Source organism: Streptomyces sp. NPDC127114 (assembly GCF_042677525.1).
In the GTDB taxonomy this organism is placed as follows: domain Bacteria; phylum Actinomycetota; class Actinomycetes; order Streptomycetales; family Streptomycetaceae; genus Streptomyces.
Window position 1 is genome coordinate 176,375 of the sequence record NZ_JBHXTJ010000003.1, and the last position, 17,672, is coordinate 194,046.

Here is a 17,672-nt window from a genome sequence, read left to right on the forward strand (position 1 = left end):
ATGACAGCCTGCTGTCATAGCGAGGAAGCCGAGAGAAGCGTCGGGAGCAGCGCCGAGAGCGGCGCTCCTCCGCAGCCGGGGAGGCCGCCATGACCAGCACCGCCCGTACCACCGTCCATCTCGCCGTCTACGACACGCTCGCCGACTGGGAGACGGGCCACGCCACCGCCTGGCTCGCCCGCGCGGGATTCACCGTCCGGACCGTCGGCCCGGCCGCCGGGGAGCCCGTCACCACGATCGCGGGCATCCGCATCGTTCCGGACCTCGCGCTCGCCGACCTCGACCCGGCGGACAGCGCGCTGCTGATCCTTCCCGGCGCCGAGAAGTACGACGAGGGCGACGAGCTCGCGCCCTTCACCGCCAAGGCCCGCGCCTTCCTCGACGCGGGCGTCCCGGTCGCCGCGATCTGCGGCGCCACGGCGGGCCTGGCGAAGGAGGGCCTGCTCGACGACCGCCCGCACACCAGCGCCGCCTCCTTCTACCTGGCGGCCACCGGCTACAAGGGCGGCGGCCACTACGTCGAGGCCGACGCCGTGACGGACGGCGACCTGATCACGGCGGGGCCGACCGAGCCGGTCGCCTTCGCGCGCGAGATCTTCGCCCGCCTCGGCGCGTACGAGGGGAAGCGGGACGCCTGGTTCCGCCTGTTCCACGACTCCGACCCGGCGGCCTTCGCCGAGCTGGCCGGATGAGCCGCCGGCAGCAGGAGGCCCTGTCCCGCACCGCGCTGAGCGTCTTCCGCCTCAACGGCCAGTTCCTCGCCGTCTCCGAGAAACTGGCCGAACCGGCGGGGCTGACCGCCGCCTGGTGGCAGGTCCTCGGCGCGGTGCTGCCGGGCCCGCTGCCCGTCGCCGGGATCGCCCGTGTCATGGGCATCACCCGCCAGAGCGTGCAGCGGATCGCCGACCTGCTCGTACGGGAGGGCCTGGCCGTCTACGAACCCAACCCGGCCCACCGCCGCGCCAAGCTCCTCACCCCGACCGAGGCCGGCAGGGCCGCGATCCGCCGCATCGACCCGGGCCACGCGGAACTGGCGGACCGTCTGATGCGCGAACTCGGCGGGCAGGAGGCCTTCGAGGAGACGGTCCGGGTGCTGGAACGACTGTCGCGGGCGCTGGATGCGCTCGGCTCGCCGGGTGCGGGGGACGCGCTCGACTCGCCGGGTGCGCTGGAGGCGCTCGGCTCGCCGGAGGCGCGGGGCTCGGCAGACTCGCCGGACAGCGGCGACGAGCAGAGCGGCTGATTTCCGGAGCCGTCCTTTCCTCCGAGGGCGGCCCGACAGACCTCAGCGAGAGAGAACTCGCTCCAACAAGCTGACGAGCAGCGCGCGTTCGGCGACCGACAGCGGCGCCATCAACTCGTCCTGCGCGTCCGCCAGGACCTTGTCGAGGCGCTTGAGCTGCCTGCGGCCCTGCGCGGTGAGGGTGACGACGTTGCGGCGGCGGTCGTCCGGGTCGGGAGTTCGGGCGACATGCCCGCGCTCCTCCAACTCGTTGATGACGGAGACGAGATCGCTGCGGTAGATGCCGGTGCGGCGGCTGAGGCCGGCCTGGCTGGTCGGGCCGAACTCGTCGAGGGAGACGAGGACCGCGTAATGCCACTTCCGGGCGTCCTCGGCGGCCAGGCGTTCGCTGACCATGCGGTCCGCCCGGGCGGAGGTCATCGCGAGGAGACGGCTGGGCAGCCCGCGAAGACGGTCGGGGGCCTGCCGCTCGTCCGCATGGTCCATCTCGTCCATCGCGGCGCTTTCGGCACTCTCGGCACCCTCGACACTCTCGGCACTTTCGCGGCGCTCACTCATGCCGTGCAGATTACCCCTTGCGTTAGTGGCCCGAACGATCTACTGTCGTTAGTGCCACGAACGTTAGACGAATGAACGTTAGAGGAGTGAACGAGCATGTCCGAGACCCAGACCACCCACATCACGGCCGGCACTCCCGCCTCCGCCCCCGGCGCCGACTCCCGTGCCCTCGGCCTCGCCCACTACGCCGCCCGGGGCGTTCTGGAGCACGTCCTGGCCCGGCACGGCGTCACCTTCCAGCAGCAGATCGCTCTGCGCGCGGCCGTCACCGCCGGGACGGCACAGACACCCGACCAGCTCGTGGGAAGCATCCGGTCCTCCCTCAAGGCCGATCCGGCAGAGGTCCGCGCCACGCTCGACGAGCTGCTGCACCGGGGACTGCTCGTCACGGACGGGCCTCATCTCCTCCCCACGGACGCGGGCCGCGAGCTGCTGGCCGCCGTCGCGGCCGAGACCGCTCCCCTCTCGGCCCGTGTCTGGGACGGCATACCCGCCGAGGACCTGGCCGCAGCCGGGCGCGTCCTCGCCCTGGTGACCGCCCGTGCGAACGCGGAGCTCGCGGCGCTGACCGCATGACCGCATGACCGCCTGAGGGGCGACGCCGGCGGCACAGATGGCGCGGTGGCGCAAGTGGCGCACGGACCCGCCGCGCCACGGCGATGGCGCGGGTGACCCGGCGCACCGCAGCGGGCCGGCGCATCGCACCAGGCCGGTGCACCGCTCCGGGCCGGGGCGGCGGCTCAGATCATCAGGACGATCCGGCCGGGCCGGCGGCCGGCCTCGGCGCGGCGGTGGGCCTCGGCGGCCTCTTCCAGGGGGAGGACGTCGGCCACACGGGTGACCAGCTCGCGGTCGGCCACCTTCTGCAGGATCTCCGTCAGGCGGGCTGCGTCCGGGCGGGCTCGGTCGAACTCGACGCGGATGCCCCGCTCGGTGACCGGGACGCGGTCCGGGGCGATGGCGACGAAGACACCGCCGTTCTGGAGGGCGGCCAGCATCGGGGTGCCGATCAGGGCTCCGTCGAAGATGCCGTCCACGCCGCCCGGGGCGATCTCGCCCACGGCGCGGAGCACGTTCACCGGTTCGCCGCGGGGGACGCATTCCTTGGCGCCCAGGAGCTTCAGTTCGCTCTCGTCGCCCTCGTACGAGACGGCGATCACGTCCAGTCCGGCCGCCGCGGCGATCTGGACCGCGAAGCGGCCCACGACACCGCTGGCGCCCGTGACGAGCAGTGTCGAGCCCGGCGGGAGGCCCAGCTGGTCGAGGCCCTGGGCAGCGGTGAGGGCGCCGAGCGGGACGGAGGCCGCCGTGGTGAAGTCGACGTCCTCGGGAATGGGGGCCAGCCACTCGGGGTCGGCCCAGATGACCTCCGCGTAGCTGCCGTGGCCGGTCAGCTCGACGGACCAGGGAATCGAGCCCGCCACGCGGGTGCCGGCGGGCAGGGTGCCCTGCGGGCCGGAAGCCGAGTCGAGGAGGCGACCCGCGAAGTCGGTGCCGAGGACGAACGGGGGCCGCAGCATCCCCATATGGGCGACATACAGGCCGGCACGGATCCGGAGGTCCGCCACGGTCACACCGGCGGCCTTCAGCCGCACCCGCACCTTGCCGGGCACCTCGCCGGCCTCCGGTTCGGGACGGCGGGCCATGCTCAGCACCTCGGGTCCGCCAAAGGCGGTCACTTCGACGACACGCATGGGGTTCTCCTCCTGCGGAAGCCCCCTCGTGGCCATTAGACCCACGCCCGCCATGCCCGGCAACAGCTGAAGGAGGCCCGGGTGACGCCCGGACGAACCCGGGTGACGCCCGGCACGAAGCCGGGAGCAGTAAGGAGAAGCTGACGGAAGGAGGAACTTCAGATGGCGGTGTGGTGGGTCCGGCCGCGGACCGCACACATGTCCGTACGGTGGCGCGCGTGGACTGGGTCAGCCCCGAGAACGTCATCGCCGTCCTCACCGCGCTGCTCGGTGTGGTCGTCACCTTCGCCGTGCTCGCCATCGAGCGCCGGGTGCCGCGCCGCAAGCGCGTCGGCTACCGCGTGCAGCTGGACACGCCGGTGGGTGACCGGGTGACGCGGCTGTTCAACGGCCGGGCCGACATGGCCGACGCGACGCTCGTCCTCCTGCGGATCGAGAACGACGGCGGTGTCTCGATCGGCCGTGAGGACTACCACCAGGAGAACCACGGCCTGACGGTCCGGTTCGCCCGACGGAAGGTGGAGGTCGCCGCCGCCTCCCAGGCGCCCTTCGACAGCGACGCCCTGGTGACCACGGACAGCGAGATCAAGCTGCCCAAGGTGCCGCTCAACCCGGGCGACTTCTTCAAAGTGCTCGTCCTGCTCACCGGCGGCGCGGCCAAGGACGAGATCACGGTGACCGGCCCGATCCGGGACGGCGGCGGCGACGGCGGCGTCCACGTCAACCACAGCGCCACCTTCGACGACAAGCCGCCCCGGTTCAGCGCGGTGGCCCGCCGTCTCACCATCGCCCTCACCGTCTGTGTCGTCGCGCTCGCCTCGATCATCGTGTTGCGCGGCGAGGTCCCGCCGCCCATCGGCTGCGCCCGCGGCACGCTCACCGTCACCGGCTCCACCGCCTTCGAGCCCGTCCTCAGCGACGTCGCCCGGCAGTACGAGCGGGACTGCGAGGGCGCCACGGTGGTCGTCGACGCGCGCGGCTCCACCGCCGGCATACGGGCGCTCGCCGACGCGGGCGCCAAGCACGGCAAGGGCTCCCCCGCCCTCGTCGCCCTCTCCGACGGCCCCAAGCCCGACGGCTACCCGCAGCTGCGCGACACCAGGATCGCCGTCTCCCTCTTCACCCTCGTGGTCAACGACGGGATACCCCTCGACAACCTCACCCTGGAGAACGTGCGCGCCCTCTACCGCGGCGACATCACCAACTGGCGCAGCCTCGGCGGCCCCGACCTGCCTGTCCGGCTGGTCAGCCGGGACGCCGACTCCGGTACGCGCGAGGTGTTCCAGCGCCGGGTCCTCGGGCGAAACGAGCCCGCCAACTCGTCACGTAACTGCGCCGCCAAGGACGATCCCGAGGCCGCGGTCATCCGCTGCGAACTCGACAGCACCGCACAGGTCCTGTCCACCGTCGCGAGCCTGCCCGGTGCGCTCGGCTACAGCGAACTGCGCTCCGGCACCGGCCTGAAGGGCCTGCACCGGATAGCCGTCGACGGCCGAAGACCGCAGGTCGACGAGCTGGGCAGCTCGCCCTACCCGTACCGGGAGATCGAGTACGCGTATACGTGGGGACAGCCCGCGCCCGGCTCGCTGACCTCCAGTTTCCTCGTCTACCTGGGGCGCGGCGGCGGTCAGGAGGTGGTCAGCGGACACGGTCATCTGCCCTGCGCCACGCCCAAGGGCCTGCGGATCTGCGGAGAGGGATGACGGCGGGTCTGGCATCCTCTTTCGACGTGGATCCCTTGAACGCGGAAGACCCGGTCACCATAGGGCCGTTCCGGCTGCTCGGCCGGCTCGGCGTGGGCGGCATGGGCCGGGTGTACCTGGCCCGTTCGGCGGGCGGACGCGCCGTCGCGGTGAAGGTCGTGCACCCCGAGCTGGCGGCCCAGGACGAGTTCCGGCGCCGCTTCGCCCGGGAGGTCTCCGCCCTGGAACGGGTCGGCGGCACCGGAACCGCGCCCGTGCTCGGCGCCGACACGGGGGCCGAGCTCCCCTGGGTGGCCGTCGGATACGTTCCCGGGCCTTCGCTGCGCACCGTCGTCGGCGACGAGCACGGGCCGCTGCCGCCCGAGAGCGTGCGCACCCTCGCCGCCGGGCTCGCCCGCGCCCTCACCCACATCCACGCCGCCGGCCTGGTCCACCGGGACCTGAAGCCGTCCAACGTGCTGCTGACCGTCGACGGCCCGCAGATCATCGACTTCGGCATCGCCCGCGCCCTCGACACCGTCACCGACGGCGGGCTGACCAGCACCGGCGCCGTCGTCGGCTCGCCCGGCTTCATGTCGCCCGAGCAGGTGCGCGGCGAGAAGCTCACCCCGGCGTCGGACATCTTCTGCCTGGGTTCGGTCCTCGTGTACGCGGCGACCGGCCATTCGCCCTTCGGCGGGTCCGACAGCGGCGTGCACGCCACCATGTTCCGGATCGCCCACGACGAGCCGGAGCTGACCGGGCTCGCGCCCGAGCTCACCGGGCTGATCCGGGCCTGTCTCGCGAAGGACCCGGAGGCCCGGCCCTCGGCCACCGAGCTCGTCGACACCCTCCAGGTCACCGACCCCTGGCTGCCCGCCGACGTCCTCGCCCGGCTCGGCCGGCACGCCGCCCGGCTCCTGGAGGCCGAGAGCGCGGGCGGCGCCGAGGCCGGCGATCCCACGCCCGCCACCCCGCTGCCGCCGACCGGCGGTCCCGGGCCCGGCCCCCGGCGCCGCCGCAAGGGCCTGTTCGCCGCCGCCACCGCCCTCGTCGTGGCGGCCGCCGCCGGCCTCGCGTACGTCTACGGGCCGCTGGCCGGCCTCGGTTCGGGCGGTGGCGGTCAGAACGGCAAGGCGCGCGGCGGCACCGGTACGGCGTCGGCCCCCGCCCGGCCCTCCGGGATCGTCCCGGCCGCGTTCCTCGGCGCCTGGGAGGGCGTCCTCAAGGGCACGGCGAACGCCCCGTACGAGACCAGCCGGATCGAGGTGACGCAGGGCGCGGCGGGCTCCCGGAGCGTCGTCTACACCCATGTCACCGGCGAGCGGCTGTGCATCGGCCGGGCGGTGCTGCTGTCCGCCACCGAGAACGAACTCGTCCTCGGCGACTCAGAGATCACCGCGAGCGTCCCCGCCCAGCGCTGCACCCCGGTCGCCCGCCAGACCCTGCGGCTGCGCTCCACCGACGTCGTCGAGTGGAGCTCCGGCGTCGCGAAGACCACCTTCCAGCGGGTGCCGTCCGGCGCGGCCGTGGTGCCCGCCGCGCTCGTCGGCACCTGGCTGCAGAACCCGGACCAGGTGACCCAGCCCGACGCCGACCGCTACACGTACGAGCTCACCGTCACCCAGGGCCCGGTCGGCGCGCCCCTGGTCCGCTTCGACCAGTCCTTCCCACGCACCGACAAGGAGGGCAACCCCACCTCCGAGGACGTCCGCTGCGTCGCCACCGCCGTCGTCGGCGGCGCGGGCAACCTCCTCGTCATCGGACCCGAGACCCGCGACCTGGAGACCTGGGACCCCGAGTGCGCCGAGAACGGCTCCAGCACCCTGCGGATCATCCGCTACCAGGGCAAGGAGCTGCTGCACCTCTACTCCATGGCCTCGGACGGCGAGCCGGGCGAGTTCGTCCGCAGCTAGACATGTCCTAGGGAGCGGCCCGGGACGACGCGGACGGGGCGACGGCGGCCGCCGCTCGTGCGTAGTCGCGGACCAGGAGGCGGGTGTCGTCGGCGCGCCAGGCGAGGGCGAGGCGGGACTCCGAGACGCCCTCGACGGGGCGGGTGACGACGCCGCCGCGGGTGAGCAGCGGGGCGTTGCCGGTGGCGACCAGGCAGATCCCGAGGCCGCCGACCAGGGCCTCGTACGTCTCGTCGGCGCTGGCGATCTCGGCGCCGACGACCGGCGGGCGGCCGTCCCGGGCGTCCAGGGCCAGCCAGTAGTCGCGGAGTTCGGGGCCGGTGTCCGGCAGGGCGAGGAAGGGTTCGTCGAGGAGTTCGGCGAAGGCGATCCGTTCGCGGGCGGCCAGCGGATGGTCCTCCGGCAGGGCGACGAGGCGCGGCTCGGTGGCCACGACGACCCAGCGGAAGCGTTCCGCGCCGGCCAGCGGCAGCCAGACGAAGGCCACGTCGCTGCTGCCGTCCGCGAGCCCCGCCGTCGGGTCCTCCCAGCCGATCTGCCGCAGCCGGGTCCGGGCCCGTGGGTGGGCCTCGGTGAAGCGGGAGCGGATCGCGGGCAGCAGCCCGCCGCGGCCGGGGCTGGTGCTCATCCCGACGACCAGGGTGCCGCGCGCCTCCTCCCGGGCCGCGCGCACCGCGCCCTCCGCCTCGTCCCACGCGGCGAGCACCGCGCGGGCGTGCGGCAGCAGGGCCGTACCGACGTCGGTGAGGCGGACGCCGTGCCGGTCACGGTCGAAGAGCGGTGCGCCGAGCTGCCGTTCCAGGGCCCGGATCTGCTTGCTGAGCGCGGGCTGGGAGACGTAGAGCCGTTCCGCGGCCCGGGTGAAGTGGAGTTCCTCCGCGACCGCGAGGAAGTACCGCAGATCCCGCCCGTGCACGTCCGTGGTCATAACCATGGGCTATCACGACGGATCTTGGACGGGCAACGCCCTTGGCCCGCATGCTCGTTGTGTCGCCACCGCCGAGCCGATCGGCGGGCAGCCCACGAGGGGGAACACCGTCATGAGCAAGGTCTGGCTGATCACCGGTGCCAACAGCGGCTTCGGACGCGCCTTCACCGAGGCAGCGGTCGCGGCCGGGGACGTCGTGGTCGCCGCTGCCCGCCGCGCGGGCAGCCTGGACGAGCTGGTCGCCGCCCACCCCGACCAGGTCGAGGCCGTCACCCTGGACGTCACCGACCACGCCGCGGTCGACCGGGTCGTGCGCGAGGTCGCCGAACGCCACGGACGCATCGACGTCCTGGTCAACAACGCGGGCCGCACCCACGTCGGCTCGGTCGAGGAGACCGACGACGCCGAGCTGCGCTCGCTGTTCGACGTGCACGTCTTCGGTCCGGCCGCGCTGACCCGCGCCGTCCTGCCGTACATGCGGGAGCGCCGCTCCGGAGCGATCGTGCAGCTCAGCAGCGTCGGCGGGCAGATGTCGATGGCCGGCTTCGGCGCGTACAGCGCGACGAAGTTCGCCCTGGAGGGCATGTCGGAGGCGCTGGCCGCCGAGGTGAACCCGCTCGGCATCCACGTCCTGATCGTCGAACCCGGCGCCTTCCGCACCAGCCTGTTCGGCAACGGCAGCCTCAGCGTGGACACGATCGCCGACTACGCGGACACGGTCGGGGCCACCCGCGCCTACGTGGAAGGCGGCGACGGCGGCCAGGCCGGCGACCCGGCGAAGGCCGCGGCGGCCGTCCTGGCCGCCCTGAACGCCGAGGAGCCGCCGCTGCGGCTGGCGCTCGGCGACGACTCCATCGACACGATCTACCAGCACCTGGAGCAGGTACGGGGCGACCTCGCCGCCTGGGAGAAGGTCGGCCGCGACACCCGGCTGGAGCAGTAGCCGGAACGGCGGAAGCGTCGAAGCCCGCCCGCGGGGCCGGGTCTCGACGCCCCCGGCACCTCGGGCCTGTCCGGCGGATGGCCGGGCAGGCCGCGGACCCGGCCAAGATCCGCCGGACAGGCCCTGGTCCGGTGCCGGGGCGCCTCAGGCGCCCAGCAGGCCCAGGACGGCGCGGACCGCGGCGGCACGGACGGCCGCGCCGGTGACGGGACGGACGCCGGCTCCGGTGGCGGCGCGGACGGCTTGTCGGGTGTGGTCATGCTTCCCCCTGAGGCCTCGGTGACGGAGACGACGAGACAAGCGGAGGTCTTCCGGGGCCCACAAGGCTCGAACAAGCCGTTCTCGCCGCTCGGCCGTACGCAGCCGGGGAAACGGCGGCGGGCCGCCGTACACAGCCGTACGAAGCAGCCCCGCCGGAAGCGGAAGGGCCCGCGCCCCAGGCCGGTCGGCCGAGGTGCGGGCCCTTCGGGCGCTCGCGCGCGAGGCCTACAGGAACGAGTTGATCTCGATCGTCTCGTCGCGGCCCGGGCCCACGCCGATCGCGGAGATCGGGGCGCCGGACATCTCCTCCAGGGCCTTCACGTACGCCTGGGCGTTCTTCGGCAGGTCGCCGAAGGTCTTGGCCTTGGTGATGTCCTCGGACCAGCCCGGCAGCATCTCGTAGACCGGCTTCGCGTGGTGGAAGTCGGTCTGCGAGTACGGCAGCTCCTCGACGCGCTTTCCGTCGATCTCGTACGCGACGCAGACCGGGATCTGCTCCCAGCCGGTCAGCACGTCGAGCTTGGTCAGGAAGAAGTCGGTGAGGCCGTTGACGCGGGTCGCGTAGCGGGCGATGACCGCGTCGAACCAGCCGCAGCGGCGGTCACGGCCGGTGGTCACACCGCGCTCGCCGCCGATCCGGCGCAGCGCCTCGCCGTCCTCGTCGAAGAGCTCGGTCGGGAACGGGCCGGCGCCGACGCGGGTGGTGTACGCCTTGAGGATGCCGATGACCCGGCTGATCTTCGTCGGGCCCACGCCCGCGCCGGTGCAGGCACCGCCGGCGGTCGGGTTCGAGGAGGTGACGAAGGGGTACGTGCCGTGGTCGACGTCGAGCAGGGTGCCCTGGCCGCCCTCGAAGAGCACGACCTTGTCGTCGTCGAGCGCCTGGTTGAGGATCAGGGTGGTGTCCGCGACGAACGGCTTGATCTGCTCCGCGTACTGGAGCATCTCCTCGACGATCTGCGCGGCGTCGATCGCGCGCCGGTTGTAGAGCTTGGCGAGCAGCTGGTTCTTGCCTTCCAGCGCCGCTTCGACCTTCTGGGTGAGGATCGACTCGTCGTAGAGGTCCTGGACCCGGATGCCGACGCGGTTGATCTTGTCGGCGTAGGTCGGACCGATGCCACGGCCGGTGGTGCCGATCTTGCGCTTGCCGAGGAACCGTTCCGTCACCTTGTCGAGGGTGACGTTGTACGGCGTGATCAGGTGGGCGTTGCCGCTGATCAGCAGCTTCGAGGTGTCGACGCCGCGCTCGTTCAGCCCGCTCAGCTCGGAGAGCAGGACCGCCGGGTCGACGACGACGCCGTTTCCGATGACCGGGGTGCACCCCGGGGAGAGGATTCCGGAAGGGAGAAGGTGCAGCGCGTACTTCTGGTCGCCGACGACGACCGTGTGGCCGGCGTTGTTGCCGCCCTGGTAACGCACCACGTAGTCAACGGACCCACCGAGCAGGTCGGTGGCCTTTCCCTTGCCCTCGTCACCCCACTGAGCACCGAGCAGCACAAGTGCGGGCACAGGCGTACACCCCTTCCGGGCGGGGCATGTCCAAGGTCAGGGGGCCGACGCCGCCTCACCGGTGTGCCCCGGAATAGACGAAGCCCCTGGCGCAATAGCGCAAGGGGCTCTTGCACAAAGAGACTACCCGAGGAAGGACCGAGGTGTCGGCTCACGACCAGCTGCTGGTCATCATCGACCCGGTCGCCCGCCGAAGTGACGGCGAGTCCGTGCGGATCGCGAAAGATGTGTTGTCGGCGGGCGCGGAAACGAAGATCTGCCTGCCGGACGATCCCGAGGAATTCGCCCGCGCCCTTGCCCGGCGCGGCTCCCGGCGCCCTGTGGTCCTCGGCGACGACCGCGCGCTGCTCCGCACCGTGACCCTGCTGCACCGCGAGCGGGAGGCGGGCGGCGGGACGCTCTCGCTCGTCCCGATCGGCGCGCCCGACCGGGTGGCGACGGCCCACGCGCTCGGCGTGCCGCCCGGCACGGTCGCCGCGTCCCGGGCGGTCCTCGACGGGGCGGTGCGCCGGCTCGACCTGCTCGTGGACGACAGCGACGGCGTCGTCCTCGACCACCTCGACGTGCCCGCGGCGCGCGCCCTCGCCGCCGCGCCCGCCACCGTCTGGGACACCTGCCGCTCCCTGGTCCGCACCCTGGTCAGGCCCGCCCCCACGGCCCTGGCGGACCGCGCGCACCGGCTGCGGGTGGAGGCGGACGGCGTGCTGCTCACCGACCTCGACACCCCGGTCGAGGGCCTCACCGCCCGCGCCCTCGCGGGCACGCTGTCCCTGACCCTGGTGCCCGCCGGCGCCGCGCCCGTCCACACCACGGCCCGCACCCTGACGGTGGCCGGCCCCGACTTCCGCTACCGAGCCGACACGACGGTCTCGGGCCCGGTCCGGCGGCGGACCTGGACGGTACGGGCGGGGGCGTGGGGGCTGACGGTCCCCCGGGACGGCAGCCGGGTCTGACGCCGGCGCCTCGGGCTGTCCCGCCACCCCGCCCGGATCCGCCGTTCATGCCCTAGCCTCGCGGTGGCACAGGAGGACAGAGGGACGGGGGGTCCTGTGGTGGAGTGCGCTTTGGACCGGGAGGCGACCGCGCGGGCGCTCGGGCGGTACCGGCGGCGGGTGACGCAGGGAACGGCGGCCGGCGCGGCCCTGGTGGGGCTCGCCCTCGTCTTCGGCTTCCTGCCCGTCGGCGGCACCTGGGCGGCGAACGTGGCCGCCGGCCTGGGTACCAGCGGTCTGATCGTGCTGCTCGTCGGCCTCAGTGCCCTGCGCACCGCGGGGCTGATGCGGCGGACGCTGGCGGCGGGCCGGTGGTCGGCGCACCCCGCCGTGGCGGTCGTCCGCGGCGGCATGACTCCCGCGTCGGTCGTCCTGAGCTCCCCGCACGACGGGCAGGCGTGGCCGCTGGTCGTGGCGGCGACGAAGCAGCGGTTCGAGCAGGTCCGACCGGGCCCCGACGCCGTCCTGTGGTGGTGCGGCGACCCGGGCAGCGGCGGCGTGATCGCTCCGCCCGGCGGTGCGGAGCTGGTCTGGGCGAAGGCGGTACGGGGCCACCACACCCGGCACCGGACCGTCGGTCTCGCGGCGGCCGCGGGGCTGCTCGACCGGCCGGCGCCGGTACAGCCGCAGGGCCCCGCCGCCCGGCCGGAGGCCCCGCCGGCCTCGCGTCGGCGGGTGGGCCTGCGGCGCGGCCCGGAGGCTCCCGTGGTGACGGGCGCGCCCGCTCCCCGGGTCGGCCCCGTCGACGGCGCGGCCCGTCCCCCGCTGACGTACGCGACGCTCACCGCCGCCGCCGCGCGCCAGGCCGTGCCGCGCTCCGGGCGCCGTCGCCCCGAGGCCGACGTGCGTGCCGTGCCGTGGTGGCGGGTGCGCTCGCTGCGCCGGGTGGCGGGCCTGCCGATGGCGGCCGGCGGCCTGATCGCCCTCGCGACCGGCAGTGCGGCGCTGCTCCGGCCGGAGGGCTCGGACGTCCAGGCGTACGCGGTCCTCGCGCTCGGCGCCGGCCTCTTCCCTTACGCCGGCTACCGCTTCCTCACCTCCGGCCGCACCGCCGCCCGGCGTCTCGCCGAGGCCGCGCGGGCCGCCGAGGCCGTACCCCGGCGGTACGCGCTGCTGTACGACCCGTACGGCGGCGGGCCCGTCCTGCTGGTCTTCCCGGCCGGGGACGGGACGGACGACCTGCCGGAGGGTGTGATCCGGCTCCTCCCGCAGGGCACCCGGACGCGGCCCGGGCGGGGGCTTCCGTCGGCCCCGAGCGGCCCCGTGGAGCTGCGCGGCCGACGGGAGGGCACGGCCGAGGGCGACCCGGTCGTCGTGCCCTGGATCGAGGGACGTCCGGTGTGGCCCGCCGGGCCGTACGAGGAGCTGCGGCCGGGCGATCCGGCCGCACGCGAGTACCTGGAGCGGCTCGCGCCGCCTCAGGCGGTGCCGGAGGTGCCGGAGGCCCCGGGGGTTTCCGCTCCCTGAGCTGATTTGTGGGCGCGCCAGCGGTCCATGATCCCGGCCATCTCGCCGTGCAGGAAGGCGAAGAACTCGGCCGTCTCGGCGGTGCGGCGGCCCGCCGGGGTGTCCGGGCCGAGCGTGTCCGTGCCCTCGCGGAGGATCTTCTCCCAGCGGCTGAGGACCTGGTCGCGGCGGGTGAAGGTCTCGTACCAGAGCTCGTTGTGGAGCACGTAGCGGTCCCGGCGGGTGCCGGGGTCGCGCTCGCGGCTGACCATGTCGACCTGGCTGAGGTAGCGGATGGCACCGGAGACGGCGGCCGGGCTGATCTGCAGCTGCTCGGCCAGCTCGGCCGAGGTCATGGAGGCGGTCTCGGAGGACAGCAGGGCCGCGAAGACCCGGCTGGCCATGCGCTGCATGCCGGCGGAGGTCAGCTCGCCGGCGAAGCGTTCCACGAAACGGGCGACGGCCTCGTCGTTTCCGGCACCGCCACCGGTACCGCCACCAGCACCGGCGCCTTCGCTCCTGCCGCCGTCGTTGCCGCTGCCGACCTCGTCGTTCCTCGTCATCTCACTCACCCCTCCGACTTTATACGCTTCCTTAACTTCACAAGTTTGTGAAAGTAGCGTACGTTCTGAAGCATGACGAAGGCAATCACGGTCGCCGGGCTCCACAAGGCGTTCGGGCGCACGCATGCACTGGACGGACTCGACCTCGCCGTCGAGGCCGGCGAGGTCCACGGCTTCCTCGGGCCCAACGGGGCCGGGAAGTCCACCACCATCCGGGTCCTCCTCGGACTCCTCCGCGCCGACTCCGGCGCCGTCCAGGCGCTCGGCATGGACCCCTGGTCCGACGCCGTCGAGCTGCACCGGCGGATCGCCTACGTCCCCGGTGACGTCACCCTCTGGCGCAACCTCTCCGGCGGCGAGGTCATCGACCTGTTCGGACGCCTGCGCGGAGGGCTCGACAAGGCCCGGCGGGCCGAGCTGATCGAGCGCTTCGAGCTCGACCCGACCAAGAAGGGCCGGACCTACTCCAAGGGCAACCGGCAGAAGGTGGCCCTTGTCGCCGCCTTCGCCTCCGACGTCGACCTGCTCGTCCTCGACGAGCCGACCAGCGGTCTCGACCCGCTGATGGAGGAGGTCTTCCAGGACTGCGTCGCCGAGGCCCGCGACCGGGGCCGTACGGTCCTGCTCTCCAGCCACATCCTCAGCGAGGTCGAGACCCTCTGCGACCGGGTCAGCATCATCCGCAAGGGGCGGACCGTGGAGTCCGGCTCGCTCGCCGAGCTGCGGCACCTCACCCGTACGAGCGTCTCCGCCGAACTCGCGGGCGCGCCCGACGGACTCGCCCACCTGCCCGGCGTCCACGACCTGAACGTCCAGGGCCGCCGGGTCCGGCTCCAGGTCGACACCGACAAGCTCGACGCCGTGCTCCGCTCGCTCACCCAGTCCGGCGTACGGAGCCTCACCTCCACCCCGCCCACCCTGGAGGAGCTGTTCCTCCGCCACTACGCCGACGACACGCGCGGCGACACCCCCGAAGACGCACACGAAGACGCACACGAAGAGGCGAACGCCCGATGAGCACCGTCAGTCTGACCGGCACCGGGTCCCTCACCCGGCTCGCCCTGCGCCGCGACCGGCTGATGCTGCCGGTCTGGGCGCTGGTCACCGGCGGCATGGTCGCCAGTGGCGCCGGTTCCCTGGAGGGCCTGTACGGGACGGCGGCGCAGCGCGCCGAACTCGCCGCCTCCATGAACGCCAACAGCTCGATGCGCTCGCTCTACGGGCCGGTCTTCGACGACTCCCTCGGCGGCCTGGTGGCCTGGCGGTTCGGCACCTTCGCCGCCGTGCTCGCCGCCGTGATGAGCCTGCTCGTCGTGGTCCGGCACACCCGCGAGGAGGAGGAGACGGGCCGTCAGGAGATCCTCTCGGCCGCCGCGGTGGGCCGCCGGGCACCGCTGACGGCGGCGCTGCTGGCCGCGCTGACCGCCAACACCGCCGTCGCCCTCGTCGTCACCGCCGGGCTCGCCCGGCAGGACGCGGCCGGGGCGCTCGCGCTCGGCCTCGCGATCGGCGGGACCGGCATGGTCTTCGCGAGCATGGCCGCGATCGTCGCCCAGCTCACCGAGAGCGCCCGGCTCGCCAAGGGACTGACGGCGGGTCTGCTCGGCCTCGCCTTCGTGCTCCGCGCCGCGGGCGACGCCGGGACCGCCGACGGCAGCAGCATCCTCACCTGGCTCTCGCCGGTCGGCTGGGCCGAGAACGTCCACGCCTTCGCCGGCGAACGCTGGTGGGTGCTGCTCCTGCTCGCCGCCGCGACCGGGCTCCAGACGGCCGTCGCGTACGTCCTCACCGCCCGCCGTGACGTCGGCATGAGCTTCCTGCCCACCCGGCCCGGGCCCGCCTCCGGCGGTCTCGCGACGGTCGGCGCGCTCGCCTGGCGGCTCCAGCGCGGCACCCTGCTCGGCTGGTCGCTCGGCTTCCTGCTCGGCGGACTGGTCTTCGGCGGGATGGTCGAGGGCGCGGCGGACATCGTCGGCGACAACGAGCAGGCCCGGCAGATCTTCCAGCGGATGGGCGGCCAGAGCGCCCTCACCGACGCCTTCCTCGCCACCATGGTGAGCCTGTTCGGCATGGTCGCGGCCCTGTACGCGGTCGGCTCGGTGCTCCGGCTGCACGGCGAGGAGACCTCGCAGCGCGCCGAGCCGCTGCTCGCCGCGCCCGTCGGGCGGCTGCGCTGGGCGGCCGGGCACCTGGCGGTCGCGTTCGCCGGATCGGCGCTGATCATGCTCCTCAGCGGGGCCGGTCTCGCCCTCTCGTACGGCAGGGAGACCGGCGCGGTCCTGGGCGCCTCGCTCGCCCAGCTGCCGGCGGTCTGGACGCTCGCGGGCCTGGCGGTGCTGCTCTGGGGCGCGTTCCCGAAGATCGCGCCGGCCGCCTGGGGCGTGGCGGGCGTGTGCCTGGCCCTCGGCTGGATCGGCCCGGCGCTCGACCTGCCGCAGGCGGTCCTCGACCTCTCGCCCTTCGGCCACCTGCCCAAGCTGCCCGGGCAGGAGATGGCCTGGGCCCCGGTCCTCGCCCTCACCGCCCTGGCGGCGGCGCTGACGACGGCCGGCCTGGCGGGCCTGCGTCGCCGGGACATGGTGAGCTGATCCCTCACCGCCGCCGCTGCCGCCACCGCACGGAACGGCCCCTCGACTTGGTGTCGGGGGGCCGTCCGCGCCGGCGGCGTCCGACGCGCCTCACACCTCCACGAGCAGTTCCTCGAAACCACGGATCACGTAGCCCGGCTTCCGCTCCGGCTCGGCCGCGAGCCGGATACCCGGGGCCTGGCGCAGCAACTCGGCGAAGACCGTGGTGAGTTCGAGGCGCGCGAGCGGAGCGCCGAGGCAGTAGTGGATGCCGGCTCCGAAGGTGATGTGCGGGTTGTCGGCGCGCCCGAGGTCGAGCTCGCCGGCGGTCGGGCCGAAGCGGGCGGGGTCGCGGTTGGCGGAGCCGAAGAGCAGGGCGACCTCGGCGCCGCGCGGGATGACGACCCCGCCGAGCTCGATGTCGTCGAGGACCCAGCGCTCGAACATCTGCAGCGGGGTGTCGTAGCGCAGAAGTTCTTCCACAGCTGTGGACAACTTCTCCGGGTCGGGATCCGGCCGCACCCCGTGCCGGAGCAGTGTCCACCAACCGCTGACCGTGGTGTTCACGGTCGCCTCGTGGCCCGCGTTGAGCAGCAGCACACAGGTGGAGATCATCTCCTGCTCCGTCAGCTCCGCCACGCCGATCAGCGCCGAGATCAGGTCGTCGCCGGGCTCGGAGCGCCTCCGGGCGATCAACTGCCGCAGGTAGGAGGAGAATTCGATCGAGGCGGCGACCGCCCGCCGCGCCGTGTCCTCGGACGGGTTCAGCTCGAACATCCCGCAGATCGCCGCCGACCACGGGCGCAGCATCGCCCGTTCCTCGTCCTCCCGTGGGATATCCAGCATCTCCGCGATGACCGCCACCGGCAGCGGTTCGGCCACCATCGCCTGGAGGTCGCCGCCGCCCGCCGCGACCAGGTCCCCGACCAGGCCGGCCGCCAGCTCCCGTACCGTCGGCGTCAGCAGCTCCACCGTCCGCGGCGTGAACGCCTTCGACACCAGGCGCCGGATCCGGCTGTGGTCGGCGCCCTCCAGGTCGAGCAGCCCGTGGTCGTTCAGCGTGTGGAACGGCTCGTGGGCGGCGTCCGGCGCCTCCCGCCCGAACTCCTCGTGGCTGAAGCGGTGCGTGTAGGTACGGCCCAGGCGGCGGTCCCTGAGGAGCGCCGACACGTCGTCGTAGTGCGGGACCAGCCACTGGCGGGTCGGCCCGTACCAGTGGGCGCGGCCGGTGGCGCGCAGCCGCGCGTACGCGGGATACGGGTCGGCGACGAAATCCGGGGACCAGGGGTCGAAAGCGGCATCGGCCGCGTCAGCAGCGTCCATGACCGGACGCTACCCCCGGCAGCCCCCCGTGGACCTCCGGGGCCGCC

Annotated in this window: 15 protein-coding genes and 1 pseudogene; 10 read left to right on the plus strand and 6 right to left on the minus strand. The window is 73.7% G+C overall.

What is annotated here, in order from left to right:
• Positions 1-89: 89 nt before the first annotated feature.
• Both ACFVGS_RS04630 and ACFVGS_RS04635 read left to right on the plus strand, forming a co-directional pair.
• A complete protein-coding gene (locus ACFVGS_RS04630; protein WP_384422285.1) occupies positions 90-692 on the plus strand; it encodes a DJ-1/PfpI family protein in 603 nt (200 codons plus the stop codon).
• Positions 689-1,135: pseudogene (locus ACFVGS_RS04635) on the plus strand (MarR family winged helix-turn-helix transcriptional regulator); the annotation flags it as partial. The gene ACFVGS_RS04630 and the pseudogene ACFVGS_RS04635, both read left to right, overlap by 4 nt.
• Positions 1,136-1,285: 150 nt before the next feature.
• Here ACFVGS_RS04635 and ACFVGS_RS04640 read toward each other — a convergent pair.
• A complete protein-coding gene (locus ACFVGS_RS04640; RefSeq protein ID WP_385690626.1) occupies positions 1,286-1,738 on the minus strand; it encodes a MarR family winged helix-turn-helix transcriptional regulator in 453 nt (150 codons plus the stop codon).
• A gap of 159 nt (positions 1,739-1,897) precedes the next feature.
• Between ACFVGS_RS04640 and ACFVGS_RS04645 the strand changes: the two genes are divergently transcribed.
• A complete protein-coding gene (locus ACFVGS_RS04645) occupies positions 1,898-2,377 on the plus strand; it encodes a MarR family transcriptional regulator (RefSeq protein ID WP_385690328.1) in 480 nt (159 codons plus the stop codon).
• A 164-nt stretch (positions 2,378-2,541) separates the two neighbouring features.
• Here the strand turns inward: ACFVGS_RS04645 and ACFVGS_RS04650 are convergent, their stop codons facing one another.
• Entirely contained in the window at positions 2,542-3,495 is a 954-nt protein-coding gene (locus tag ACFVGS_RS04650; protein WP_385690331.1) for an NADP-dependent oxidoreductase, read from the minus strand.
• A 218-nt stretch (positions 3,496-3,713) separates the two neighbouring features.
• Here ACFVGS_RS04650 and ACFVGS_RS04655 point away from each other — a divergent pair, with 218 nt between their 5' ends.
• Both ACFVGS_RS04655 and ACFVGS_RS04660 read left to right on the plus strand, forming a co-directional pair.
• Complete coding sequence (locus ACFVGS_RS04655) at positions 3,714-5,198, plus strand: substrate-binding domain-containing protein (protein WP_384422291.1); 1,485 nt, start codon at positions 3,714-3,716, stop codon at positions 5,196-5,198.
• Positions 5,199-5,224: 26 nt separating this feature from the next.
• Positions 5,225-7,093 (plus strand): serine/threonine-protein kinase, encoded by a 1,869-nt coding sequence (locus ACFVGS_RS04660; RefSeq protein WP_385690334.1) that lies wholly within the window; start codon positions 5,225-5,227, stop codon positions 7,091-7,093.
• 7 nt (positions 7,094-7,100) lie between these two features.
• Here the strand turns inward: ACFVGS_RS04660 and ACFVGS_RS04665 are convergent, their stop codons facing one another.
• Complete coding sequence (locus ACFVGS_RS04665) at positions 7,101-8,021, minus strand: LysR substrate-binding domain-containing protein (RefSeq protein ID WP_385690337.1); 921 nt, start codon at positions 8,019-8,021, stop codon at positions 7,101-7,103.
• Positions 8,022-8,133: 112 nt separating this feature from the next.
• Here ACFVGS_RS04665 and ACFVGS_RS04670 point away from each other — a divergent pair, with 112 nt between their 5' ends.
• Positions 8,134-8,964: an oxidoreductase gene (locus ACFVGS_RS04670; protein ID WP_384422297.1), complete on the plus strand. Its 831-nt coding sequence runs from the start codon at positions 8,134-8,136 to the stop codon at positions 8,962-8,964.
• Between the two features lie 486 nt (positions 8,965-9,450).
• Here ACFVGS_RS04670 and ACFVGS_RS04675 read toward each other — a convergent pair whose 3' ends face one another.
• Positions 9,451-10,734, minus strand: coding sequence for an adenylosuccinate synthase (locus ACFVGS_RS04675; protein ID WP_384422299.1), 1,284 nt, complete (start codon positions 10,732-10,734; stop codon positions 9,451-9,453).
• Positions 10,735-10,877: 143 nt separating this feature from the next.
• On the opposite strand from ACFVGS_RS04675, the gene ACFVGS_RS04680 reads away from it, so the two are divergent.
• Positions 10,878-11,687 (plus strand): diacylglycerol kinase, encoded by an 810-nt coding sequence (locus ACFVGS_RS04680; RefSeq protein ID WP_385690341.1) that lies wholly within the window; start codon positions 10,878-10,880, stop codon positions 11,685-11,687.
• 159 nt (positions 11,688-11,846) lie between these two features.
• Positions 11,847-13,193, plus strand: coding sequence for a hypothetical protein (locus tag ACFVGS_RS04685; protein WP_385690344.1), 1,347 nt, complete (start codon positions 11,847-11,849; stop codon positions 13,191-13,193).
• On the opposite strand, the gene ACFVGS_RS04690 is transcribed toward ACFVGS_RS04685, so the two are convergent.
• Positions 13,145-13,735, minus strand: a complete 591-nt coding sequence (locus ACFVGS_RS04690) for a GbsR/MarR family transcriptional regulator (RefSeq protein WP_384422328.1) — start codon at positions 13,733-13,735, stop codon at positions 13,145-13,147. The genes ACFVGS_RS04685 and ACFVGS_RS04690 overlap by 49 nt on opposite strands.
• Before the next feature lie 72 nt (positions 13,736-13,807).
• On the opposite strand from ACFVGS_RS04690, the gene ACFVGS_RS04695 reads away from it, so the two are divergent.
• The gene (locus tag ACFVGS_RS04695) at positions 13,808-14,752 is read left to right on the plus strand and encodes an ATP-binding cassette domain-containing protein (RefSeq protein WP_384422305.1); all 945 of its coding nucleotides are present in this window, start codon (positions 13,808-13,810) and stop codon (positions 14,750-14,752) included.
• Complete coding sequence (locus ACFVGS_RS04700; RefSeq protein ID WP_385690348.1) at positions 14,749-16,323, plus strand: ABC transporter permease; 1,575 nt, start codon at positions 14,749-14,751, stop codon at positions 16,321-16,323. Before ACFVGS_RS04695 ends, ACFVGS_RS04700 begins: the two co-directional genes overlap by 4 nt.
• Positions 16,324-16,413: 90 nt before the next feature.
• On the opposite strand, the gene ACFVGS_RS04705 is transcribed toward ACFVGS_RS04700, so the two are convergent.
• Positions 16,414-17,625, minus strand: a complete 1,212-nt coding sequence (locus ACFVGS_RS04705) for a cytochrome P450 (RefSeq protein WP_385690351.1) — start codon at positions 17,623-17,625, stop codon at positions 16,414-16,416.
• Between the last annotated feature and the right edge of the window lie 47 nt (positions 17,626-17,672).